Source organism: Roseateles sp. PN1 (assembly GCF_038419725.1).
Taxonomy (GTDB): Bacteria; Pseudomonadota; Gammaproteobacteria; order Burkholderiales; family Burkholderiaceae_C; genus Paucibacter_A.
Genome location: NZ_JBCARA010000004.1, coordinates 153,709 through 176,080, shown reverse-complemented (window position 1 = coordinate 176,080; position 22,372 = coordinate 153,709). Strand labels below are relative to the sequence as shown.

General features: G+C 64.0%; 17 protein-coding genes. 6 read left to right on the top strand and 11 right to left on the bottom strand.

From position 1 onward, the window contains the following. Positions 1-175 precede the first annotated feature (175 nt). Together AABB87_RS08010 and AABB87_RS08005 are read left to right on the top strand one after the other, a co-directional pair. Positions 176-1,159: an extracellular catalytic domain type 1 short-chain-length polyhydroxyalkanoate depolymerase gene (locus AABB87_RS08010; protein WP_341970750.1), complete on the top strand. Its 984-nt coding sequence runs from the start codon at positions 176-178 to the stop codon at positions 1,157-1,159. Positions 1,160-1,214: 55 nt separating this feature from the next. Further along, positions 1,215-1,970, top strand: coding sequence for a hypothetical protein (locus AABB87_RS08005; RefSeq protein ID WP_341970749.1), 756 nt, complete (start codon positions 1,215-1,217; stop codon positions 1,968-1,970). A 43-nt stretch (positions 1,971-2,013) separates the two neighbouring features. On the opposite strand, the gene AABB87_RS08000 is transcribed toward AABB87_RS08005, so the two are convergent. Together AABB87_RS08000 and AABB87_RS07995 are read right to left on the bottom strand one after the other, a co-directional pair. Then, the gene (locus AABB87_RS08000; protein WP_341970748.1) at positions 2,014-3,117 is read right to left on the bottom strand and encodes an AraC family transcriptional regulator ligand-binding domain-containing protein; all 1,104 of its coding nucleotides are present in this window, start codon (positions 3,115-3,117) and stop codon (positions 2,014-2,016) included. Then, entirely contained in the window at positions 3,114-4,037 is a 924-nt protein-coding gene (locus tag AABB87_RS07995) for a GGDEF domain-containing protein (protein WP_341970747.1), read from the bottom strand. The genes AABB87_RS08000 and AABB87_RS07995 overlap by 4 nt, the downstream gene beginning before the upstream one ends. Positions 4,038-4,273: 236 nt before the next feature. Between AABB87_RS07995 and AABB87_RS07990 the strand changes: the two genes are divergently transcribed. Together AABB87_RS07990 and AABB87_RS07985 are read left to right on the top strand one after the other, a co-directional pair. After that, positions 4,274-6,856 carry a TonB-dependent receptor gene (locus AABB87_RS07990; protein WP_341970746.1) on the top strand — a complete coding sequence of 861 codons (2,583 nt, stop codon included), beginning with the start codon at positions 4,274-4,276 and terminating at the stop codon, positions 6,854-6,856. Further along, positions 6,856-8,487, top strand: coding sequence for a phytase (locus tag AABB87_RS07985; protein ID WP_341970745.1), 1,632 nt, complete (start codon positions 6,856-6,858; stop codon positions 8,485-8,487). Before AABB87_RS07990 ends, AABB87_RS07985 begins: the two co-directional genes overlap by 1 nt. Before the next feature lie 116 nt (positions 8,488-8,603). Here the strand turns inward: AABB87_RS07985 and AABB87_RS07980 are convergent, their stop codons facing one another. From AABB87_RS07980 to AABB87_RS07970, 3 genes are all read right to left on the bottom strand, one after another. Continuing rightward, positions 8,604-9,278, bottom strand: coding sequence for a PEPxxWA-CTERM sorting domain-containing protein (locus tag AABB87_RS07980; RefSeq protein ID WP_341970744.1), 675 nt, complete (start codon positions 9,276-9,278; stop codon positions 8,604-8,606). 103 nt (positions 9,279-9,381) lie between these two features. Further along, on the bottom strand, positions 9,382-11,958 hold the full coding sequence (locus AABB87_RS07975) for a hypothetical protein (protein WP_341970743.1): 2,577 nt from the start codon (positions 11,956-11,958) through the stop codon (positions 9,382-9,384). Beyond that, complete coding sequence (locus AABB87_RS07970) at positions 11,958-12,611, bottom strand: hypothetical protein (protein WP_341970742.1); 654 nt, start codon at positions 12,609-12,611, stop codon at positions 11,958-11,960. The genes AABB87_RS07975 and AABB87_RS07970 overlap by 1 nt, the downstream gene beginning before the upstream one ends. A gap of 245 nt (positions 12,612-12,856) precedes the next feature. Between AABB87_RS07970 and AABB87_RS07965 the strand changes: the two genes are divergently transcribed. Both AABB87_RS07965 and AABB87_RS07960 read left to right on the top strand, forming a co-directional pair. Next, entirely contained in the window at positions 12,857-14,677 is a 1,821-nt protein-coding gene (locus AABB87_RS07965) for a response regulator transcription factor (protein ID WP_341970741.1), read from the top strand. Between the two features lie 214 nt (positions 14,678-14,891). Further along, a complete protein-coding gene (locus AABB87_RS07960; RefSeq protein WP_341970740.1) occupies positions 14,892-15,584 on the top strand; it encodes a PEP-CTERM sorting domain-containing protein in 693 nt (230 codons plus the stop codon). A gap of 53 nt (positions 15,585-15,637) precedes the next feature. Here the strand turns inward: AABB87_RS07960 and AABB87_RS07955 are convergent, their stop codons facing one another. The 6 genes from AABB87_RS07955 to AABB87_RS07930 all read right to left on the bottom strand — a co-directional run bounded on the left by AABB87_RS07955 (position 15,638) and on the right by AABB87_RS07930 (position 22,363). After that, positions 15,638-16,867 carry a M48 family metalloprotease gene (locus AABB87_RS07955; RefSeq protein ID WP_341970739.1) on the bottom strand — a complete coding sequence of 410 codons (1,230 nt, stop codon included), beginning with the start codon at positions 16,865-16,867 and terminating at the stop codon, positions 15,638-15,640. After that, positions 16,864-17,691: a hypothetical protein gene (locus AABB87_RS07950; protein ID WP_341970738.1), complete on the bottom strand. Its 828-nt coding sequence runs from the start codon at positions 17,689-17,691 to the stop codon at positions 16,864-16,866. The genes AABB87_RS07955 and AABB87_RS07950 overlap by 4 nt, the downstream gene beginning before the upstream one ends. Before the next feature lie 80 nt (positions 17,692-17,771). Further along, positions 17,772-19,508, bottom strand: coding sequence for a hypothetical protein (locus AABB87_RS07945; RefSeq protein WP_341970737.1), 1,737 nt, complete (start codon positions 19,506-19,508; stop codon positions 17,772-17,774). A gap of 175 nt (positions 19,509-19,683) precedes the next feature. Continuing rightward, a complete protein-coding gene (locus tag AABB87_RS07940) occupies positions 19,684-20,433 on the bottom strand; it encodes a class III cytochrome C family protein (RefSeq protein WP_341970959.1) in 750 nt (249 codons plus the stop codon). A 50-nt stretch (positions 20,434-20,483) separates the two neighbouring features. Beyond that, the gene (locus AABB87_RS07935; protein ID WP_341970736.1) at positions 20,484-21,062 is read right to left on the bottom strand and encodes a hypothetical protein; all 579 of its coding nucleotides are present in this window, start codon (positions 21,060-21,062) and stop codon (positions 20,484-20,486) included. A gap of 5 nt (positions 21,063-21,067) precedes the next feature. Beyond that, positions 21,068-22,363 (bottom strand): 2Fe-2S iron-sulfur cluster-binding protein, encoded by a 1,296-nt coding sequence (locus AABB87_RS07930; RefSeq protein ID WP_341970735.1) that lies wholly within the window; start codon positions 22,361-22,363, stop codon positions 21,068-21,070. Positions 22,364-22,372 lie beyond the last annotated feature (9 nt).

The following is a 22,372-nucleotide window of genomic DNA, read 5'->3' as shown; positions in this document are numbered from 1 at the left end:
TTCAGGCACGATGCGGCGGGATGAATGGCGCGATTGGCCGATCAACAGCGGCTTGCGCCATTGATCGCGGCGGGGCGTCGCTCGTCCCTGCAAGGCCGTCACCGATCCGGCCTCGCTTGGCTAGGCCGGGCCGCAAAGGCACAGTCGACCCCGTTGTTCCACAGAGAGCCTTGCCATGAAGAGAGTTTTCCGTTTCCTGCTGCGAGGCTTCTTGACCCTGACTGCGCTGCTGGCCGTGCTGGCCGGCCTGTTTGCCTACTTCCTCTACACACCCGATCCCGAGTTGCCGCAGCTGTCCGGTCAATGGACCAAGGGCACGATGGAAGTGGCCGGCGTGAAGCGCAGCTACCGCACCTATGTGCCCAAGGACCTGCCCAAGGGTGCGCCGCTGGTCTTGGTGATGCATGGCTCGGGTGAAGGCCCGAACCAGATCCGCGTCGGCACCGGCTACGCTTTTGAGCGCCTGGCCGATCAGCATGGCTTCGCCCTCCTCTATCCCAAGGCTTTTGCTTCGGACTGGAACGACTGCAGCCGCATCGGAGACAAAGAGCTGAACGGCGTGCGCAACGACGATGTGGGTTTCTTGGCCGCCCTGGTCGACAAAACAGTCGCCGAGCTGACGCTCGACGCGGCGCGTGTGTTTGCGGCCGGCGTTTCCAACGGCGGCTCGATGGCGATGCGCTTGGCGCTGGAGCAGCCCAGCCGCTACAAGGCGGTGGCCGCCGTGGTCGCCAATGTGCCGACGCCTGAAAACTTCCAATGCCAGCCGGCGACGCAAAAAGCCACCTCGGTGATGATCATGAACGGCACAGAAGACCCGCTGGTGCCCTATGCCGGCGGCGAAATCAATTTGCTGGGCCTGTTCTACAAGGGCGGCCCCATCATTTCATCCCGCGCCTCGGCGCAGTACTTCGCCGATTGGGCTCAGCTGACCGGGGCAGCCCAGACGAGTGAGACAACCGTGGCCGAGGGTGTGCGCGTCGAGCAAAACCGCTGGAGCCAGGATGGCAAGGCCGAGGTGGAACTGGTGAGCATTCATGGCGGTGGCCACGGCCTGCCGCAGCCTTACTCGAAGCGCCCACGCCTCTTGGGCCCCTCCCCGATGGAGCCGAACGGCCCGGCCATGATCTGGGCCTTCTTCGAGCGGCAGCCCAAGTAAGCAGAACGACAAAAACACGCCAAGCGATCCACCGAATTAAGAAGTTATCAAGAAAATGGCCATCCTCTACATCGCCCCCGAGAGTTCTCCCCTGGTCCACGCCGCTGCTGCGGCGCTGCTGTATCTGCATATTGGTGCCGGCAGCGTCGGCATCTTGTCTGGCGCGGCGGCCTTTGTGTTCCGCAAGGGCACGCCGCTGCACCGCCTGATCGGCAAGATTTTTGTCATCTCGATGCTGATCATGTCCGGCATCGGCGCTGTCGTGGCGCCCTTCTTGCCAACGCCCGAGCGCGCTTCGGTGATTGCCGGCATCTTGACCTTCTATCTGGTCTTGAGCTCGTGGATGACGGTCAAGCACAAGCCCGGGCAGCTCGGGCGCTTCGACCATGGCTTGCTGCCGATCTCCTTGAGCGTGGTTGCCGCCAGCGCCTATTTGTTCTGGCTGGCCATGCAAAACCCGCGCGGCATGCTGGACGGCCAGCCGGGCGCGGCGTTCGTGATGTTCCTGATCATCGGCAGCCTGGCCGCCGTGGGCGATCTGCGCTTGATTCTGAATCGCGGCGTCACGGGTGCGACCCGGCTGGCGCGCCATCTCTGGCGCATGACCGTCGCCTTGTTCATCGCCGCCAACTCCCTGTTTCTGGGCCAGCCGCAGGTGTTCCCGAAGGCGGTGCAAAAGTCCGGCGTGTTGATGCTGCCGGGCTTGCTGATCCTGGCCTTGCTTTTGTTCTGGCTGGGCCATGTGAGCTACGGCGCCTTCAAGCGCCGCAGGCTGCACAAGCCGGCGGGCCTACAAGGCACTTCGGCTTGATGCCAGAAGCCTGCTCGCCCCCCGTGGTCGCTGCGCCCCGACTTCAGGCCAACAAGCTGGGCACCAGCCCGGTCCAGCGTTTGAAGGAGCGGCGGAAGTTGCTGCGGTCGTGAAAGCCCAGTTGCAGGGCCACTCCCTCGTTGCTGCGCCCTTGCAGCAAAAGCAGATAGAGCGCCACATGGGTGCGCACCTGATCGATCTGGGCTTGGTAATGCGTGCCATGCTGGGCCAGGTGGCGTTTGAAGGTGGCGCTGCTGACGCCAAAGAACGCGGCGGCCTCATCCAGCGAGGGCGCTTCGCGGTAGCGCGGCAGCAGGTGATCGTAAAGCGCCGCCAGCAGGCCGCGCGCCCGCGCCGCCGGCTCAGCCCCTTGGGCCAAGGCCTGGGCGGCCATGCTGCCCGGCACCCCACGGGGCCAGGTCTTGCCCAAGCAGGTGGCGGGCAAGCGCATCGCGTCCACTTGGCAATCGAACTGCAAATCGGGCCCTAGAAACACTGCGTGCTGCGACAGGTCACGCGGCTGAGTACGGTTGAAGCTGTAACGCCAGGGCAGGCGTTCACCGCCCAGCCACTGGCACATGGCCGTGACCGCGCTCATCAGCAAATCCACCACAAAGCCGCGCTGCGCGGCGGACACGCCGCAAGCCTCGGTCCACAGCAGAATGATCTCGTCACCATGGCGCAGCAGGCGCGGTGTCAGCAGCGGCGACAAGCGGCCAGCGTGCGAGACCAGCACCTGCAAGGCCTGGCCCAAATTCTCGGCCTGACTCAGCGCATGGCTGGGCAGGCCGTAGTGGCCCGGCAGACTCAGCTGGCCCAGCACAAACGCCGTGTCGGCCGAGGCCAGCTCCTGCTGCACCACGGCCATCAAACGCAAAAGCTGCTGCGGGCTGAGCAAGGCTGGCACCGTACCTGCGACGCCCAGGCCGGCCGCCTCTTGCAGCTCAGCCGGTTTCAGGCCGCGGCTGCGCGCAAACTCCAGCAGCAGAACCGGCCAATGCTCCCAGGCCAGGCAGGGGCTGCTGAGTTGATAGGGCTTGTGGTCCACCGGCGCCTGCGGCGGCAGCAAACCTCGCAGGGCGGCAGCCAGTGCCAGGTCTTGCGGCGAGTCGACCGCAGGGGGCTGCGCCAAGGCCAGATCGCTCATGGCGTTTGCCGCAATGCCTGCGCCAGGGCCAACAACTGCTGCTCGGGCGGGCGGCTCAAGCATATTTCGGCCCAGGCACTTTGCCCGCACAGCTGCAGGCGCTGGCCGCTGCGGCTGTGATGCGCCAAGGTGTTCAAGGCCTGGCGCAGATGGTCGGCTTGCACACGCGCAGCCTGGCCGTCGGAGCCGGGCATCAAGACGCAAAAGCGGTCGGCCGCGTAGCGGCACAGCAAATCGTCCGGGTGCAAATTCAAGAGCAGCAGGTGACTGACCGCTTGCAACAAGCGGTCGGCCTCGGCCAAGCCCAGTTCGCGCGCCACCGAGTCAAAGCCCTTGAGGCTCAGCATCAGCAAAGCGCCGGGCCGGCGCATGCCTTGCTCCAGGGCGATCTGGGCCTGCAGATAGTTGGCGTCTCCCAGCTGGGTGATGCCGTCCATGCTGCGATGCTCACGGAACAAGCGCTCGCGCTTGAGCAATTGCTCGGTCAGCGCGCGCTGCTCCTGCCGCCAGTGATGCAAGCCAAGCGTCAATAGCAAGGCACCCAGTGGCACGAGGGTGGACTCCAACCAGTTGTCCCAGTAAACAGTTTTGGGCAGATGCCAGAACTCATCCAGCAAGTCGACCCACTGCCCCAACAAGATCGCCGCCAAGCCCAGGCAGAACAGATCGGTGACGCGGCCGCCCGGCCGGCTCAGGCGCAGCTGGAGCAACCAGATGCCGGCCATCAGCCCCATGCCGCCCTCGCCCACGATATCGACCCAACGCCACTGCGCCATTGCCTTGGGTTCACCCAAGGCCGCGAAGGCCCAGAGCAGTCCCACCATGGGCAGGGCCAAAAGATGAGCAATCTGATTCAGGCCCAGCACCGGAGCCAAGGGGCTGGGCTGCAGGTCTTTGAGGAGGGTGCGAAGCGAAGTCATCGCTGCGCATCCTAGTGAATGAATGTGACAGGGTCGTCACAAAGCCAGGCTGTGTCCAGACGGGGTGCCAAAAGCTCATCGCCACCACCACCCATGCGCCGATCAGTCTCCCCTCGGGACTTGGTGACAGCTTGTCACGGAGCCGCCACATGGCCTGCCTAAGGTGCGAGCCCAAGGCAGGCAAGACCTGCCCCCTGACTCCTGAACTCCACACAAAACCGACAATGTCCACCACCATGAACTCACACCGCCCTGCCTGCGCTGCCCGCCCACGCCTGAGTGCCCTCAGCCTATGCCTGTTGACGGCCCTTGCCGCGCAAGCCCAAACAACCAGCACGCCAGCCAAAGAGACAGCCAAGCCCGCCACGGGTGCTGCCGCCGGCAGCGCCAAAACGCTGGACACGGTGGTCGTCACCGGCCAAGCCGCCAGCCTGCGCAGTGCGCTGGACAAGCAGCAAGCCGCGCAAGGGGTGATCAGCGTGGTGCATGCCGACGGCATCGGCCAGTTGCCCGATACCAATGCCGCCGAGGCCTTGGCCCGCATCCCCGGCGTGTCGGTCGAACGTGACCAGGGCGAAGGCCGCTTCATCCGCATCCGCGGCTTGGGGCCAGATCTGAACGCCATCAGCATCAACGGCACGCTGGTGCCCTCGGCCGAAGCCGACCGCCGCGCCGTCGGCCTGGATGTGGTGCCCGCCGGCTTGATCCGTTCGCTGGTGGTGACCAAGACGGCCTTGCCCGAGCAAGATGCCAACTCCCTGGGCGGCTCGGTCGAGGTGAACACCTTGTCGGCCTTTGACCAGCCCGGCCGCTTCCTGACCCTGTCGGCCGGCGCCAACCACTCCAGCCTGACCGGCAAGGCCCGCCCCACGGCCGCGCTGATCTACAGCGAGCGCTTCTTCGCCAACACCTTGGGTGTGGCCGTGGCGCTGAGCTCGGACGAGCGCAGCTTTGGCTCCAACAATGTGGAAAGCGGCGGCGCCTGGGACCTCAGCGGCGCCCAGCCGGCCCTGAGCAAGCTGGAGCGACGCAGCTACACCATCACCCGCGAGCGTCGCGGCGGAGCGCTCAACCTCGACCTGCGCCCCGATGCGACTCAAAGTTACTACCTGCGCAGCTTCAGCAGCCGCTTCACCGACACCGAGACACGCCAAGCCCAGACCCTGGAGTTCTCGCCCGCACTGACCGTGGGCGCCACTGGCACGGCCAAGGCCGCTCGGAGCCTGAAGGCCCGCGAAGAAATCTCGCAGATCGACTCGCTGAGCCTGGGCGGCGAACGTCGCTTTGGCGACTGGAAGCTGCAAGCCGCCGTTGGCGCCGGCCGCGCCAGTGAGAACAAGCCCGACACCTTGTCCGGCGCCACCTACAAGAACGCCAGCACCCTGAGTGGCATCTCTTTTGCCGACAGCCAGCAACCCATCATCAGCGGCCCGGCCGCCCTGTCCAGCGCCAGCGGCTTTGCGCTCGACAAGATCAAGCTGGAGAAGAGCCTGGCCACCGACCGTGAACGCAATCTGAAGCTCGACCTCTCGCATGAGCAAGAAGTCAATGGCGTGGAGCTGGAACTCAAGGGCGGCATCAAGCTGGCGCGCCGCCAAAAAGACAATGAGCGCGATGTGTGGAGCTATGGCAGCAAGGCGCTGGCCAAGGCACCCTACAGCTTCAGCAAGGACAAGCTGGCCCTGAATGCCGTGGTGGCCGAGGGCTCACCGCGTTATCCCTGGGGCGACTTGGGCCCGACTATGAGCGAGACCGCCGTGCGCGACTTGGTCGCCGCCCTCAAGCCGGCCGACTTCCTTGACCCCAGTGATTCCGCCGTCAACGACTACCGCATCAAGGAAGACAGCGACGCGGCCTATCTGCAAGCCCGCATCGAGTGGAAGTCCACCCAAGTCATCACCGGCCTGCGCCACGAATCCCTGGCCATGGACGCGTCGGGCACCGGCAATAAGAAGGGCACGCTCAGCCCGCAGCAGACCAGCACCAGCAGCCATCACTGGCTGCCGGCCCTCTTGCTGCGCCATGATCTGCAGAAAGACACCCAGCTGCGCGGCGCCTACACCCAATCGGTGGTGCGCCCGACTTTCGGCCAGCTCACTCCCGGTTTCGTCATCGACGACAAGACGGCCGAGTTCGGCAACCCCGAACTGAAACCGCTGCGCTCGCAAAACCTGGACTTTGGCATCGAGCGTCGCCTGGACCGCGACGGTGCGGTGTCGGCCTATGCCTTCCATAAAAACATCAAGGACTTTGTCTACCGCAGCAATCTGGCCGGCCAAGGCGCTTGGGTCGGCTTCGACTCGGCCCTGACCTATGCCAATGGCGACACCGCCAAGGTCAGCGGCCTGGAACTCGCTTACGGCCAGGCCTTGCGCAGCCTGCCCGCGCCGTTCAATGGCTTGATCGTTGGCGCCAATGCAACGCTGGTGAGCTCCGAGGCCACGATTGGCGGCTACAAGGCCGGCGTTTGGCAGCAGCGCAAGCTGGCCCTGCCCAGCCAGTCGGACCGCAGCGTCAACCTCAGCCTGGGCTGGGAAGGCTATGGCTTCAGCAGCCGCGTGGCGGCCAATTACAAGTCGGCCTATCTGCTGGAAGTGGGCGATGTGCTGAACGCGGCCAAAGACATGTGGGTGGACGCGCAAACCCAAGTCGATCTCTCGCTGCGCTATGACATCACACCCAAGCTGCAAATCAGCTTCGAAGCGCTGAATCTGCGCGACACGCCTTACTACGTCTACGCCGGTCAGCGTGCCCTGAACACGCAGTACGAGCAATATGGCCGCAGCTACAAGCTGGGCCTGAAGCTGGCGGTGTTCTGATGCGCGGCCGCCCAAGTGTGAAGACTCTGCTCAGCGCCGCCTGCGCGCTGAGCCTCGTGATCGGCGGTGCGGCCGGCGCCGTCGGCCCGGCCACGACCTTGAAGCTGGATAAGGCTGGCCTGCACCTGCTGGACGAGCAAGGCCGCGAACTCGATCGCCTCAAACTGCGCGCCAAACGCTGGGATCAGCGCAGTGAAGTGGGCGAAGGCAACCTGAAAGGCCAGGCTGACAAAGTCGCCGTCTTGCTGGACGCGGACCGTGGCCGTCCTGTACTGGTACGTTCAAAGGGTCAGGTCTTGCGTGCCCATGATTTGCCCGAGCCCGGCTTCCAGGTCGAGGCCTTGTGCCTGCATCGCGACCCACAAGGCTTGCTCCATCTCTTCTTGCTCGGCGAAGAAGGCTTGAGCGAGCAATGGCTGATCAGCGAGGACAGCGCCCGCCCCCTGCGCCGCCTGGCCACCGCGCCGGGGCCTGAAGGCTGCCAGGTCGATGACGCACGCCAGGTGCTGCAAATGCAAGAGCCCGGCGTGGGCTTGTGGGAGCATGGCACCGAGGTGGAGGGCAAGCCGCAGCGCCGCTTGCAGAAGGCGACCGCGCCTTCTCCAAAATCGGCGACAGCGCCTTCTCCAAAGTCGACAGCCGCGGCCAAGCGCTATGACTGGCCGGTGCTGCACGCCAGCGCACAAACCGACCCGGTGGCGCGCTTCGGCGACGCCGCCGACGACCCTGCCATCTGGGTCCACCCCGCTGAGGCCAGCCGCAGCCGGGTGCTGGGCACCAACAAGAAGCAAGGGCTGCTGGTCTATGACCTGCAAGGGCGCGAGCTGCAATTGCTGGAGGTTGGCCGCATCAACAACGTCGACTTGCGTCAGCGCATCCAGACCGGCGGCCAGAGCTTCGATCTGGCCGTGGCCACCCAGCGTGATGAGAACGCCCTGGTCCTTTTCGGCATCGACCCCAATGGCCAAGTGCGCGAGCTGGCCCGCCTGCCCACCGACTTGAAGGACATCTACGGCCTTTGCGTCGGACGCACGCCGGACGGTCAGCTGGACGCCTTCCCCAACGACAAAGACGGCCGGGTGCAGCAGTACCGAATCGAGCTCAATGCACAAGGCCAATGGCAGGCCCGCCTCTTGCGCGCTTTCAAACTGGCCAGCCAGCCCGAGGGTTGTGTCGTCCACGAGGCGGAGCAGCGGCTGTTTGTGGGCGAGGAAAAGCGCGGCATCTGGGCGGTCGACGCGCGCGCCGGTGTGCCGGCCAAACCCTATCTGGTGATGCCGGTGGGCGCAGAGTTGCAGGCCGATGTCGAAGGCTTGGCGGTCTATGAAGGCCGGGACGGCAAGCCCAGCTATCTGCTGGCGTCCTCGCAAGGCAATCACAGCTATTTGGTGCTGGATGCCAAGCCACCGTTTGCCTTGCGCGGCGGCTTTCGCATCGGTATCAATGCCAAGCTGCAGATCGACGGCGCTTCGGAAACCGATGGCTTGGATGTCAACTCGACCAACTTCGGTGGTGTCTATGGCCAGGGCCTGATCGTGGTGCAAGACGGCCACAAGCGCTTGCCGGACGGCCCGCAGAACTTCAAGTACCTGCCCTGGGCAGATGTGGCGCGCGCCCTGAAGCTACCTTGATGCTGTCTTGAGAGGCCTGGCCGCCATACGCGCAGGCCACTTCTCTTAGGACTCGCAAATGAAAAGCGGGGCAAGCGCACAGCGCTTGTCCCGCTCAGGCATTTCCTTCTGGCAATTTAAGCGCGACGACGCCGCGCGGCGGCCCCCACCAGACCCAAGCCGGCCATCAGCAAGGCGTAGCTGGCGGGCTCGGGCACGGCGGCGATGCTGCCCAGCGTCAAGTCATTGCCGGCCACCCAGGTCTGGCCACCGTTGGGCTGCACGGCGCTGACTTGGAAGGCATCCAAGCGGGTGCTTGACACGAAACCGAAGAAGCTGCCGGGCGAGGTGTTGTCCACCGTGAGCAGGATTTCGGTGCCATCGGCGTCCAGCACATTCAAGCGAATGGACTGGCCGGGCATATAGGCGCCGTTTTCATCGGTGCCGAAGAAGAAGCCACCGACGGCATTGACCTTGCCGGAGAAGTAACCAAAGGTCAGATAGTCGGTCGCGGCGTCGGTGGACAGCCAAGCATCGGTGTCGTCGCCGCCGGCATACAACAACGAATCCTTGCCCTGGCCGGCCACCGACCATGCCACATAGTTGTGCTCGCCCGCCGTGCGTTCGACATAGCCAGGCCCTTGGGCCCAGAAAGGCAGGTTATTGAATGTGTCCAGGCCAGGCGCGGCGATGGCAGCCATGTAGGCGGCTTGCGAGTTGTAAAACTTGATCTCGGCCTGGGCGTTGGAACTGCAGCCCAGCAGCGCGGCAATGGCCAGGACTGGGGCGGTGAAGTAATGGGTGGCGTGCATGGGTTTCCTTGCGGTTCTGTACAAATTGACTAGAGCAAGCCGGCGCTTTTCAAGCAGCAAAAATCGCCGAGCTTTGCTCACTAGGACTTAGCTAGTCCGGGGATCAGAGAAGTTCGCAGCGGCCCAGGCGGGCACCCGCCTTGACCTTGGCGGCGGCCTGCGCGGGGAAGGCCACCAAGCTCGTGCTGCCGCCGTCACAGACATAGACCTTCTTCATGTCGACATACCAGGTCATCTGCAGGCCGGTCACACCGCCGACCAAGGTGTTACCCGGGCCGTTGATGCTCAATGGGTTCTCCATGCCGTACTTCTCGGCCTCGACCACGCCTTGCTTGCGGAAGAACTCGTTCAGACCGAGCCAGCCGATGTCTTCCACCCACATAAAGCCGGCAATGCTGCTGAAGAAGCTGCCGATGCGGGCGATGATGACGCGGCCGTCGTCGGTGATGCCGTTGAGTTGCTGCTCAGGCACGCCGAAGTTGGCTTCGACCCAGGCCGGGCCTTCGACCTTGCAGTGGTCAATGCCGTCCCAACTGCTGAAGGGGAAGTCGATGCAGTACTTGGGCGAGCTGATGCTGCGGAAAGCGCTGGGTTCGGTCCCCATGGTGGGGTTCCAGATCAGCACGCCCTTCTCGGTGGCCAGGGGCACCCGCAAGCCATCGTTGCTGACCAGATCCGCCGCATAGGCACCGGTCAGAGGCGTCAGATCGATCGGAGCGCCTTCCTTGACCCAGGCATAGGCATTCGTGCCATTGCCTTGACCCACCACGACGCCGCCATCACCGGACACACCAGCGGCGCGGATCCAGGGCATCCACTCCATATTCAAGCCATCCAGGCGCAGCGGGCGGCCACCCTTCTTCGCGGTCCACAAATACGGCGCCACGCTCAGCGTGCCGAGTTGCGGGTCAAAGTCACCGCAGCTGCCATCAGCATTTTCATAAGTGCTGAAGCCGACGGCGGCCGTGCCCTTGCGGTTCATGCCCCAGCCATAGCTGCTGATGTGACCACCCCAGCTGTCGCAGCGGTTGCTCAAAGCACCCAGCGGCTTCAAGGCATTGGTGTCGTAGTCCCACAGCGCCATCTGCTTGAGCGTGAAGGGCTGGCCATCGGGGTCCACTTGAATCTGGCCGTCGAAGTTGGCTTCCACCATCATGAAGCGGCCATCACCCGTGATGTTGCTCATGGCCGAGGAAAGCAGATCCAGCTCCTGCGGCAGCAAGCGTGGGCCGGTCTTGACGTCCCACACAAAGGGCGTATCAAAGCCCACCATGCCACCAGCGCGCAGGCCGTCGTCCGACAAGCTAGTCAAGTAGCCGGCCGTCAGAAAGCTGTATTGCACGCCCTCGGTACTGCCGTTGAAGATGAGTTTGGCGGTCTTGGTGACACCGGCTTCGGCCTTGATGGCGCTGGCCACACAAGGCTTATCGGCTAGGACGTCGTTCGACTCGCCCTCGTTCCAATACTCGGCCTGCGACATCAGCATGGTGGGCTGGGTCGGGTAACCGCCGCGGTTGATCTCTTCGGTGTAGAGCTGATAGCTCTCGCCCGGTTTCAGATTGTTGATGCGGAAGCGCCCATCGGGGCCAATCTGCCCTTGGGTCTGGTCACCGGACATCACCGAGATCGCGTCACCCAGCGGGTCCTTGACGTTGCGCGCAATGATGTTGATGCCGCTGAAGCCTGTCTGGCCGTCCTTGAGCACCAGGGTGCCAGCGATCGAGCCGGTCTTGCTGAGGTAGTCCGCCGTGGGGTAGAGATTGGAGATGCTGGCGATGTCGTCGGCGCGGTCCACCGTGCTCATCTCATAGCCGGCTGAGCGACCCTTGGCCACGCTGTGCGAGTCGATGTAGGGGAACATCGTCTCGATGTGCTTGGGATCAATGTGGCTGGCGACGGGGCCGCGCAACCAGTGGTGAACCGGCGCCACGCAACCGGGCACGCCGGGATAGAGGTCGCGGCCGAAGCCGGGCTCGCTGAAGTAGGCGAGTTGGCCATTGGTCTGCGAGTGCGACAAATTGATCGCGTGGCCGAATTCATGCGTGAAGATGCCGGCGTAGCGCGTGCCGTTCACGTCAGCCGGCGGCTGGCTGCGCTGCCCGGCTGGCGGCGCTTCATGATCGACCATCCAGCCATTCATCACCGCCGTGGCCTTGACGATGGTCTCGGGGAAGCCGTCACCGTCGCGGTCTTCGGCGATCTCGGGCATGGCAATGCCCAGCACCTGGTCGCGCGGCGCGCCGAAGTATTCCTCCAGCACGCGGCCGTCCACGTCATAGATCACATAGAAGCCACCTTCGTTGTATTGGCCGTAGACCAGGCTGGCCGTGGCGCCGTCCTTGACGTCTTGCCCAATGCTCGGCACCTTGCTGAAGGGGATGAACTTGGCCGGGTCGGTCTCGGCGCGCCAAGTGGATGTGGCGACCGAGCTCCACTGCTTCAGGCCGAAGGCGGTGATCTTATTGGCCTGCGCTTCGCTCAAGAAGACCGTGCCGTCGTTCTTGAGGCTGAAGGCGCCGATGTCGGTGTAGACCTTGATCGGGCCTTGCGTGGTATCCCAGCGCAGCGGCTGCAGATTCGCCGGGTTGTTGTTGAGAAAGAGGGGACCGGCCGCTTGGGCGCTGCCCACCAGGGCCAGGACGCAGCTGGCAAGCGCACAGCGTTTGAAGTTCTTGTTCATCAGCGCATCTCTCCCGTGCCAATCCAGTTGTTCTTCACCGCACGGCTGACCAAGCCCTGCAGCACATTCACATCCACAGCGCCCGAGGTCGTGCTCAGCATGCTGGTCTCAGGGGCGCGCAGCAGCTCGCGCTTGGAGACCTGAACGCCTTCGAACAGGCCGACGTTGTTGAAGCTATTGGCAGCCTTGCCACCATTGATGCTGAGCTTGCCTTGGGTCAGGCCGACCGGGGTCGTGAGACCGGTTTTGCTGGAGGGCTTGTTCATGAAGGTCATGACGCGCTCACCCACACGCCAAGAGGGCATGCCTTCGATCTTGGCCGGCAGCAGGTAGCGGCCGTCATCCAGCTTGCGAGCTTTCAGAAGACCGAATTGGCGGAAGGTGTAGTTGCTCTTGAGGGCCAGGTCTTGCTTGGCACTGCCGGTGACCTTGAGCGTGACCTCGGTGTAGGGCACGCCGTCCTGAATGCCGTCTTTGACCGAGGTCACCTCGCCACTGACGATCACGTCGGACTTGGCAATCATCTGGCTGAGGTTTTGCGTGGGCAACTGCATGGCCTGGGCCTGGGGCGCCAGGCTCGCTGCGCCCAAGGCCAGCAGCCCAGCCAACAGGCCGCGCCTTGGCGTCTTGGAATAGGGAGCAAAGAGTTTCATCGGGTGTGACTCCAGTAGTGGAAGCGTTTTTGTTCGCGACAAGGTCAACCTTATCGACTCGACCCCGCCTCATCCCCCCCCGCCGCGGGTGGATGAGGGGGGCGCAGCCCAGGGAAACCCTGGCGGCAATGGTTCGCACCCCTGAATTGAGGGGAGGCAAAACCCGAGTAACGCAGGGTTCACACGGGGTGTTTGGGGTGGCTCGCCGGGGCGTTTGAGCGGCCAAGTCCGCCTAGACTCAAGCCATGAAGTACTTGGTGAGCGAACAAGAACTCCTGAGCCTGGAATTGGCTGTGGCCAGCGCCACTGCCGCCGCGCGCCCGCAAGCTTTATTGGCCCTGGCCTGGCAGCTGCGCCAGCGTGACAGCCAGCGCGCGCTCGCTCTGCTGGCGGACCTGAAGCAGCACTTGTCTCAGCAGCCCTTGCCAAGCCCAGACAGGCAAGTCCTGCTGCTTTGGTTAGCCCTGACCGAATGCGAAGTGGCCACGCTGCACTGCGAGCTGGACGCCGCGCAAACCTGGCTGGATACCGCGCGGGAAGCTTTTAACCCTGCAACTGATCACATCGCCGCCGGTGACGCCTGCTTGGCCGAGGCCGGGCTGGCCAAAGCCTTGGGCCAGCGCGAGCGCGAAATGCTGGCCCTGGAGCGCGCGCTGTCCTATTACGCCACTGCCAGCGATCCGCAACGCAGGGGCTTGGCGCTTGGCTTGCTCAGCTGCGAGCGTGGCGTCACCCAAAGCGGGCCGGCCAAAACGGACGAGCGGCCCGCAGAGCCCATGCCAGGTGCAGCCGATGACGCCACTGCGGCAAACCTAGCGACGCAAACCGACGCCATCAGCCAAGCCCTGCAGGCGGCCTCGCGGGCCTACGCCTTGTGCATGCGCCAGCCGGCCGAGGCCGCCGCCCTGTTCACCCAAGCGGCGCGGACCTGCCTGGACATGGGGATCATCAGGTTCTACTGCATCCTCAGCATGAATGCCAGCAACTGCAAGCTAGCACTCGGTGAGTTGGAACAGGCCTCGCATTGTTTTGAAGCCGCCGCCGAGCGCGCACGCCACACCGGCTGGCCCCTGCTGATCGGCATGACGCAGACCCAGGTCGGCAGGCTCTTGCGCTTGCTAGGCCGGGGGCAGGAGAGCCTGCAGGCACTCAACCAAGCGCTGCTGCAACTGCGGGTGGCCCCGGCTGGCCTGGCCACCGCCTTTGCTTGCAGCGAGTTGGCCTACACCTTGTTCGATGTGGAGCGGCCGCTGGACTCAATCGAGGTGATGAAGGAGGCCATGGGTCTGTACCGCCAATGGCACTCAGACATCAATCTGGCGCTGGCTTCGGCGCGGCAGGCGCGCAGCCTGGCCACGGTCGGGCGCATCAGCGAGGCCTTGGCCGCGGTGCAAGAGGCGCAATCCCTGGTGGCCCAGCATGACTACGCGGCACTGACGGTCGACATCAACGAAGCGCTGGCTGAAGTGCACCGCCGCAGCAAGCAGCCGCTGCCCCCGCCACCCGAGATGAGCGCCCCCACCGCCACCATTCATTACGCGCAATGTGCCCTGAATCAAGGCATGGACATCAAGGGTTGGAGGCCGCCACCGGCCTTGCTGGACTATCTGGCCGACGCCTGGGCCGAGGCCGATCAGATGGCGCAAGCCTATTCCTACTCGCGCATGGCGCGGCTGGCTGATCAAGAGGAATGCGCCGTCAAAGCCAAGGATCCGCGCGCGCTGGTGCAGTTGCTGAGCTATCAGACCTTGGACGCCGGCAGCGCCAGCTCCTTCGCTGACGGGACGCCTGAAAGCACGCCATTCCTTTCTTCCCCCATATCCTCCACACCCCCGCTAGCCTCCAGGCTGCCTCAGCACGGCGAGCTGTTGACCAGCAAGGAACAGGCCGTGCTGCATTTGCTGGCGCGCAATTATTCGAACAAGGAAATCGCCCAGTCCTTGGGCGTCAGCGCTGAAACCATCAAATGGCGCTTGAAAGGCATGTTCGCCAAACTCGAGGCGGGCTCACGCCGACATGTGGTGACGCGTGCACGCACCTTGGGGCTACTGGTCAGCAGAGTTTGAGCCCTGGCTGATGCCTGCTTTGCTGGCGCCCTTTTTACCAAGGTGACTTCCCGCACCGTCCGTTGAACAGCCCCCCCCCCCCCCCGCCGTGGGTAGGCAGGATTTCCCTGCTTTGGTCGCCGCCGCACTAGCCCACATCCCTGGCCTTGCCTAGCATCGCCTGTGCCCGTGTTGGGATGTTCCCACTGCGGTATCACTGAAGGGAAGCGAGCATATGAGTCAAATCTCCAAGCTGATTTTTGCCGGCCTACTGGCCGCTGCCGTGAGCGCGCCGGCCATGGCCGCCAGCGTTCGAGTTGAGTTGGGCGGCAGCGTTGAATACAACGCAGTCCAGGGCGGGCTCAGTGGCGTCGGCACCGGTGACCGGGCGGTCATGAGCTTCATTGTGGATTCAGACAATTTCCTCAACAGCGCGAGCTTTCCCACCCGAGGCTATCGCATCGACCTGAAATCCTTTGACCTCAATATCGCCGGCGTCCATATGAAGCTGGAAATTCCTCAAGCTGGCTCAGGCGACGCCTTTTTCGTGCTGCGCGACAACGACCCAGGGGTCGACGGATTCTTCCTGTCTCTGGGCACCGATGACCGGGTGCCTCTGGCTCTGCGCATCCCTGGCTTAGAGCCCGCGCATGAGCTCGAATTCGGCCGCACCTTCAGCGTCGACACCACCTTGCACTCGCTCAATATTCTTGATGCGGTGGGCAAGTACGGCTTTGAAGACATGGCCTCCTACCAGTGGACGATAGGCCGCTTCGGCAACTACGGGCTTGAAGTGAGCTACGAGACCATCACCATCTCCGCGGTGCCGGAGCCGAGCACCGCGGCGCTCTTGGGGCTTGGCGCCTTGGTCTTGCTGGGCGCCAAGGCTCGGGCCAAGCGCCCTGCCCGCCCAGCCGAGCAGGGCTAGGGCTTGCAGCGGCCCGGCAGGGTCGCGGGTGGGGTGCCGCGTGCCAAAGCCAATCAGCGCCCTGCCTTCTTGCCCTCAGACTGGGCCTTGGCGTCCGCTGGGCTGGCCGCAACAGCTTTGCCGGTCCGGCCAGCCTTGCCGGTCTTGCCCTTATCGCCTTCAGCCGACTTCGGCCCGGCGGCCGTGGGTTCAAACACAAGCCGGCGCGCGAAGTTCTTGGCGCGCTCCTCGGTGGCCGGGTGCTCGGCGTCATAGCCGCCGGTGGCAAAGGCGCTGCGGAAGGAGTCCCAGGCCGAGCTGGGGTCGACGGCGGCCAGACGCAGCCATTGCGCGGCGCAGGCATCGGCCTCCAGCTCTTGCTCACCATTGAAGTGCAGCTGCATGCCGCGCACATAACTGAGCAGCTGCGGGATGGTGAAGGCGGCAAACATGCCGTCGCGCAGCGGATCAAAGCTAGCGCCGCGCTGGGCCCGCGCCAGCAACTTCTTGCCCAGCTCCCAGCCATCCTTGCTGGACAGCAGCGAGAACTGCAGATGCTTGAGCGCATGACGCTTGTAGATATGGGCCATTTCATGGGCCAGCACGAACTCGGCGCCCAAGGTGTTCTCGGACATGAGGTTCAGCATGCTGGTTGAGATTTGAATGCGGCCGCCAAACTTGGCAAAGGCGCCGTCAGCCAACTCCGGGTTGACGCGAATCCCCACCTCGCCCGGGAAGTCCTGCGTCAGCTGGCGGAACTTTTGCGACTGCTGTTGCAACTCATCCAGCGCCAGGCGCTGCAAATCCTTCAACTCCGGCGGCCGGCCACTCAACTCGTCTGCCAGGGAGCCCAGGCGCTGCTCCACGCTGGCCGGCACCCAGACCGTGGTCTGGGCCAGATAGCGCAGCATGCGGCGGTCGTCATCGCTCAGGTCGGAATACTTGAAGTCGCTGTCCACCAAGGCTTGCAGGCGCAGGCTGGCCTCGGTGCCGCCGTAATCCATCAACTTCTCGCTGATGTCAAACTTCTCTTGCACCTTTTGGCACTGGCGGTCGGGGGCCAACTCGGCGGCGATTTCGGCCGCGCTCTTCTTGCCGCGCATGGCCGGGGCCTGGCCAGGGGCAGCAAGGGCCGCAGGCCCCGCAGCGCCGGGTCCACTGGCTGCGGTGTCGGCTTGCCGTATCACGCCTGCCGAGGTCGGTGCCAGCATCTTGAAGAGATCAGACAGCTGAGCCTGGGCCGCTTCGGCCGCCAGCAAAAACACACTGCCCGCGAGTAGCGCGGTGAATGACGATGTTTTCATGGTGCACTCCCTTGTTCGAGCAGCAGGGCATCCCACCACAGCTCGTTGTCCACCAGCGCGTCGTACCAGGCCAGTGCCGGGTCTTGCCCCTGGGCGCTGCGCTGCTTGGCCAGCTGCTGCAGCTGCTGGGCGCTCTTGCCGGAAACGGTGGAAAACTCGCCGCGCGCCAACACCTGGCCGGCGCCGTCCAGCAAGCTGTATTCATAGACCGAGCCAGCTTGCAAGGCATTGCCCGGCATTTGCAGCCGGCCTTCGCTGACGCTCAAACTTTGCTGCGCCGCATAAGGCGGACGTGCCTGGCCGCGGGCGATGCGCAGTTGCAGCTGTCGCGCCTGCAGGCCGGCATTGCTCAAACGAACCTCACGAGGCTGCTCGGCCGGCAGCACGGCGCCGCAGGGCAGACCCAAAGTGCAGGGTTCGCCTTCACCGCCTGGCAGTGCGGCGCGGCTGTCGATGCCATGCCCCCCTACCGCCGCCGTCTTGGCCATGGCTTGCTTTTGCACGCACTCGTTGGTGATGATGGCGCAGGGCTTGTCCGGTGGTTTGGCGTCGAACTGGGCTTGCGCCTTGCCCTGCAAAGTGAGGCGCAGCCAGCGGCCTTTGTGCAGATAGCCCAGCTCCACTTTCCCCAGCTTGGCTTCGATCTTGTTGCAATCGGCAAAAGGCGTCCACTTTTTCGCTGGCACCGGCGTGCTGCTTGAGCTGGCCGTCGAAACAAGACAGCTTGCCTCACGCTCACTGCAAACCAGCATGCAATGGCCGGAGACGTCGATGCCGGATGATGCCTTGGCCAAGCCAGTCAGGCCCATCAGAAGCATGGCCATCAGCGTCATCGAAGCAGCGCCGTGACTGACTGCCCGAGTACGTTGGCAAGGGCTTGGCGGGATGTTCATAGCGGATTCCCTCACTTGATTTTCAACAATAGATTGAAGAAGCCGGCCAGCACGATCAGCAGGTAGAGCGCCCAAGCCAGAATTCGATCAGAACGCCGGGCGCGGTGCAGGCGGAGCTCGCGTTGATCCTTGTTGTGGGATCGATGCGCGCCGTGGGCATGGTGCTCGCGCCCATGCTCAGCCGCATGCGCGGATGAATGCGCAGCCTCGCTCCAACCTTCGACATAGGTATGCAGCAAGAGCCCGATCAAGACATAGATCGGGTTGAACCAGAAAGAGCAGTGCAGCATCACACCGGCTGCTAGGTAGAGACTGGCCCAGAACAGCAAAGCACCGAGCAGCATGGGCGTTAGCGCACTCAGCACCATCCAGAGCTGCGGCCAGCCTGGCTTGAGGCGGTGCAGCAAGACCATGGCTGGCGTCACCAGCAGCACGAAGACGAGGCCGATAAAAAGGTCAAAGGCGGCGCCCAGCCAGGCATATCCCCCGTCATCACGCAGTGGCCTGTCTAGGCTCATGGCCTGCAAGGCATGAAAGGTGGCGCCGTTGATCGGTGCGGGCAAAGCCGCAGGCGTCGGCAACTGGTCGTAGCCAGCACCGCCATCGACCGAGAGCAGCAGAATCGGCGCCGTCAGCGCCATGGTGCGAAGCTGCGTCACAACATCATTGCGAACCGCAGCCGGATCATCCCAGCCTTTTTGCAGCACTCGCCGATCGGACTCGACAGGGCTGAAGACCAAGCGCTCGCTCTGCAGCAGAGGCCAGTTGTAGTAGCGGGCTTCCCACTTGTCCGCATCGGCCTTTTTCTCCTCAGCGACCGGTGTAGGGCAGCTGCCCGCGGTCAGTTGGCCTCTGGCTTGGCGGCAGGCCATGGTCAAAGCGCAGGCCTTGGCTTTGTGCTCGGCATTGCCAGCATTGCTGGCATCACCAGGCTGCCACAGCGCATGGCTCAGCGTGCCCAGCGCCGGGAACCAGATGGGTGGCTCGCCCGATGGGCGGTGTTTCTCCTCGGTCGCAAAGCTCAGCGGCCCCTCGGCTTGGCGGCGGTGCACCAGCGGTGAAGCGACGTAGAGGCCATATTGACCGTCACCCGTCGGGACCGTGAGGCTGCAATTCGCCGGGCCGCTCATGAAGCCTGCCACCCTGTCTTTGTCGGCTTTGCTTTCGCCATGCGGCAGGGTGATCACCACCACATTGATGAGCTTGCGAAGGCGCTTCAGCACCTCGCTGGCTTGGTCGACAGGCTCGCCGGGGAGCGGCGCCAGGTCAAAGTCGATGGCCAGCACTTGAGGCAGCGCACGGCGCGCCTGCTGCGTCGTCGCAGCAAGGTGGGCTTGCGCCAGGTTGTCGGCCAACGCGTTCAACATCGCGATCTGGCCCGAGCGGTCCAGCGGGCGCGCGCCCTGCAGGCGTTCGACCGTCGCGACGTCCGGCTTGGCGGCTTCAAATGCCTGCATGCGCGCATGGGCGCCAAGCTCGATCAATTGCACCGACAAGGGCTGCTCCGAGGTCTCAGCCACCGTCGGCATTTCTCGGCTGAAGACCGCACCGCTCAATCCGTGCGTTCGCACCAGCACGGCAGAAGTCACCCGGTAATCGATTTGATGGATGGCGTCCCAATGAAAGGCATGGAGCAGCACGGTGAGCGCCGTCATCAACAAGGCCGCCAAGCCGCCCTTGAACCCATGCTGCAAGCAATGGGCGAAAAAGCCTTCACCCCCATCCCTGTTCTTTTCGAGGCCGCTCATCCGCATCCTTGATGTGGCCGGCCCGATCGGTACGTCGGGCCTGGCGCTTAGGCGCGACTGTAGACAGCGATAAAGACAGCGCTTGACGGTGTCTTTCCCAGTTTGTCCTCAATTTTGAGGATGCCTCCCGTTGGCCGCGGCGTCTGTCAGCGAGCAAGAACCACCAAACACGAACTCAGTCCCCTTCCCGGCCCCGCCTCGACGAGCTGCCTTGTTGGCGCTCGCCGCCCATGCTGACTTCACCGTCCGCGCTGCGGTGGCAGCGCACGCAGTTGTCCAGATCCTGAATCCCTTCTTCCTCGTGCTCGGCCCGTGTATTGGCCGGAGTATGTTCGTGGCAGCCAAAACAGGTGTAGCGGCGATAGTCGCCATTGCTGTGACAGGTCTTGCAGCTCGCATTGTGGTCGGCGTCAAGTCGAAACAGCTTGTCGTGATCAAAGGTGGCGGGCTTCCACCCCTGCGAGCGGTGGCACTGGCTGCAGCTGCCCTCGCCTTGGCGATGCAGCGGGTCGCCCGGCGCTTGGTGACAGCTCTCGCAGCGCTCTTGGGTCTGGGGGCGCAGCATGTCGTGCGAGAAAGGTTTGTGGCTAAGCTGCACCAGCTTTGGCCCGGCATGATCGCTATGACAGGCGACACAGTTTTGCACCGCCAACTCCTGGTGAAAGGCCAACTTGATCCGGCCTGAGCTGGGTGCTGATGCGCTCGCCGAGACGTTCGCTGCTGCGGCTACTGACACGGCCTTGATCGCCACCCCCTTGCTGGTACGCAGGCCGATGTCGGCGAGCGCATGGCAGGCCATGCAGCGATCGGCGCTGACGCCGAGCAAAGGCGCATGGCAGGCAAAGCAATCGGTGCTCAGCTCGGCATGCGCGGGCACAAGCGGGCCGGGGCCAAGCATCAGATGCGGGTAGACAAAGGCCAACACCAGCAAAGCCAGCAAGTTGGCAGCGATCACCCACCACAGCCAGCGGCGCTTCACTTCCAGCCCCAAAAGAGAAACACCGCCACGATATGGGCCAGCGCCAACACGGCAAACGCCAGGGTGATGGGGAAATGCACCGCGCGCCATTGCTTGACGGCGTCAAAGGTCAGGCTGTCCCAGTAGCTGCGCTCGGCCAGTTGTTCGGCACTGAGGCCCTCCGCACGCATCTGCTGCCGCGCGGCTTCAAGGCGGCGGCGCGAGCGTTCGAGCAAATACTTGCCGCTCAAACCGCTGGCCACATTGATCAACATCGCCCAAACGGCCAGCCAGGCCAGGATGGCATTGAAGTGGATGCCAGCATGAACCAAGACCAGCAATGAGCCCGCCCAAGCCATGAACTCATGCCAGCGCAGCAACTTGGCCGGCTGGCCCCAAAGAATCACTTTGCGCTTGCGCAGCGAATAGACCAGTGAGGCCAGGATCAGCAGCGTGCCCGGAATACCAAGCCAGCGCCCAATCCAAACGGCATTGAGCAAATGCAGCGCGGCATCGCACAGCAAGGCCAGCGCCCCCAAGGCAAGCAGCGACAGGAAGAAGGGCAAGACTTCGCGGCTGAACAGGCGCGCTTGCATGGCGCTCAGGCCTCCAGCACCAAGGCCGAGGCCGGTTTGCCCACGCACAGCAGGCAAGCCCCTGGGGCGATGTCGTAATCAGGCAGCTCGGCATAGTCCACCGTGCCAGCAAGAAGTTTGGTGGCGCAAGTGCCGCAGCTGCCCGAGCGGCAACCTGAGTCCACCGCCACGCCATGGCGCTCGGCAAAGTCCAGCAGATTGGCGTCCCCGCCATCCCAGAGCAGGCTGCGGCCGGAACGAGTGAACTTGATGTCCAAGGCGACCGACGCTGCCGACAAGGGCTCATTCGTCATCGGCAAAACAGGCCGCATGGAGGCTGGACCGAATGCTTCGAAATGGAGATCCTCCTTGCTAACACCCCATTCGCGCAGCGCCGGCACCAGGCTTTTCATCATCGGCGGTGGCCCGCAGACGTAGAACTGGTTTCGGCCCGGCGGCAGGTGCATGCGCAAGAGCGGCATGTCGATATAGCCGCGGTGCTGATAGTCCCGGCCGAGTTCGTCATCAGGCTCAGGCCTGCTGTAAACCACATGGAGCTTGAAGGCCGGGTGCGCCTGGGCCAGCGCCTCCAGCGTCTGCTTGAAAGCATGGTCGGCGCTGCTGCGCACGCCGTAGAAGAGCAGGACCATTCGCTCGGGCTGCTGCGCCACACACCAGCGCAGCATGCTCATCATGGGCGTGATGCCAATGCCGCCGGCGATCAGAATGGCTGGCACCATGGCATCGGGGTCGATGTAGAAGTGCCCCGCCGGCGCCTTGACCTGCAGCACCGCACCGACCTGCACATCATCATGAAAATGCGTGGAGGACAGGCCTGGCGGCAGTGTCTCTTGACCGAGCGGCGGCGGCACGCGCTTGACGGTGATGCGGTACTCGGCCGGGTCGGGGCGATCGGACAGCGAGTAGCAACGGGTCAGCCGAAATTCGGCCCCCGTTGCAGCCTCAGCGGCAGCCCCAACCGCAGCGCCAGCAGCCACATCGGCTGGCCGCGCCAGTTGCAGCGCAAAGCTCAGGTACTGGCCTGGCCTGAAGGCAGGCAGTGGCGCGCCATCCAAGGGCTGCAGATGAAAAGAGCATTGCGTCTTGGCCTCGTCCTCAAATTGCCGGCGCGTCACGCGGAACTCACGCCACCCTGGCCAGGCGCCGGCGGCCCACAAGCCCTGCGGGGCATCGACTCGCTGCGGCTCCGGCTCCGGCTCGGCTAACAAGGCACGCCTGCGCCACAACACCACGCCCAACCCCGCGGCCACTTGAAGCAGCAGCGCGGTGCAGATAATGCTCAACAAGTGCAAGGCAGTCATGCTGGTCGT

Coding starts and splice junctions, on each gene's coding strand:
- AABB87_RS08000 (WP_341970748.1), bottom strand. CDS start 3,117: ATGAGCGATCTGGCCTTGGCGCAGCCCCCTGCGGTCGACTCGCCGCAA.
- AABB87_RS07930 (WP_341970735.1), bottom strand. CDS start 22,363: ATGACTGCCTTGCACTTGTTGAGCATTATCTGCACCGCGCTGCTGCTT.
- AABB87_RS08010 (WP_341970750.1), top strand. CDS start 176: ATGAAGAGAGTTTTCCGTTTCCTGCTGCGAGGCTTCTTGACCCTGACT.
- AABB87_RS07980 (WP_341970744.1), bottom strand. CDS start 9,278: ATGCACGCCACCCATTACTTCACCGCCCCAGTCCTGGCCATTGCCGCG.
- AABB87_RS07970 (WP_341970742.1), bottom strand. CDS start 12,611: ATGAAACTCTTTGCTCCCTATTCCAAGACGCCAAGGCGCGGCCTGTTG.
- AABB87_RS07990 (WP_341970746.1), top strand. CDS start 4,274: ATGAACTCACACCGCCCTGCCTGCGCTGCCCGCCCACGCCTGAGTGCC.
- AABB87_RS07985 (WP_341970745.1), top strand. CDS start 6,856: ATGCGCGGCCGCCCAAGTGTGAAGACTCTGCTCAGCGCCGCCTGCGCG.
- AABB87_RS07935 (WP_341970736.1), bottom strand. CDS start 21,062: ATGCAAGCGCGCCTGTTCAGCCGCGAAGTCTTGCCCTTCTTCCTGTCG.
- AABB87_RS07950 (WP_341970738.1), bottom strand. CDS start 17,691: ATGGCCATGCTTCTGATGGGCCTGACTGGCTTGGCCAAGGCATCATCC.
- AABB87_RS07960 (WP_341970740.1), top strand. CDS start 14,892: ATGAGTCAAATCTCCAAGCTGATTTTTGCCGGCCTACTGGCCGCTGCC.
- AABB87_RS07945 (WP_341970737.1), bottom strand. CDS start 19,508: ATGAGCGGCCTCGAAAAGAACAGGGATGGGGGTGAAGGCTTTTTCGCC.
- AABB87_RS07965 (WP_341970741.1), top strand. CDS start 12,857: ATGAAGTACTTGGTGAGCGAACAAGAACTCCTGAGCCTGGAATTGGCT.
- AABB87_RS07975 (WP_341970743.1), bottom strand. CDS start 11,958: ATGAACAAGAACTTCAAACGCTGTGCGCTTGCCAGCTGCGTCCTGGCC.
- AABB87_RS07995 (WP_341970747.1), bottom strand. CDS start 4,037: ATGACTTCGCTTCGCACCCTCCTCAAAGACCTGCAGCCCAGCCCCTTG.
- AABB87_RS08005 (WP_341970749.1), top strand. CDS start 1,215: ATGGCCATCCTCTACATCGCCCCCGAGAGTTCTCCCCTGGTCCACGCC.
- AABB87_RS07955 (WP_341970739.1), bottom strand. CDS start 16,867: ATGAAAACATCGTCATTCACCGCGCTACTCGCGGGCAGTGTGTTTTTG.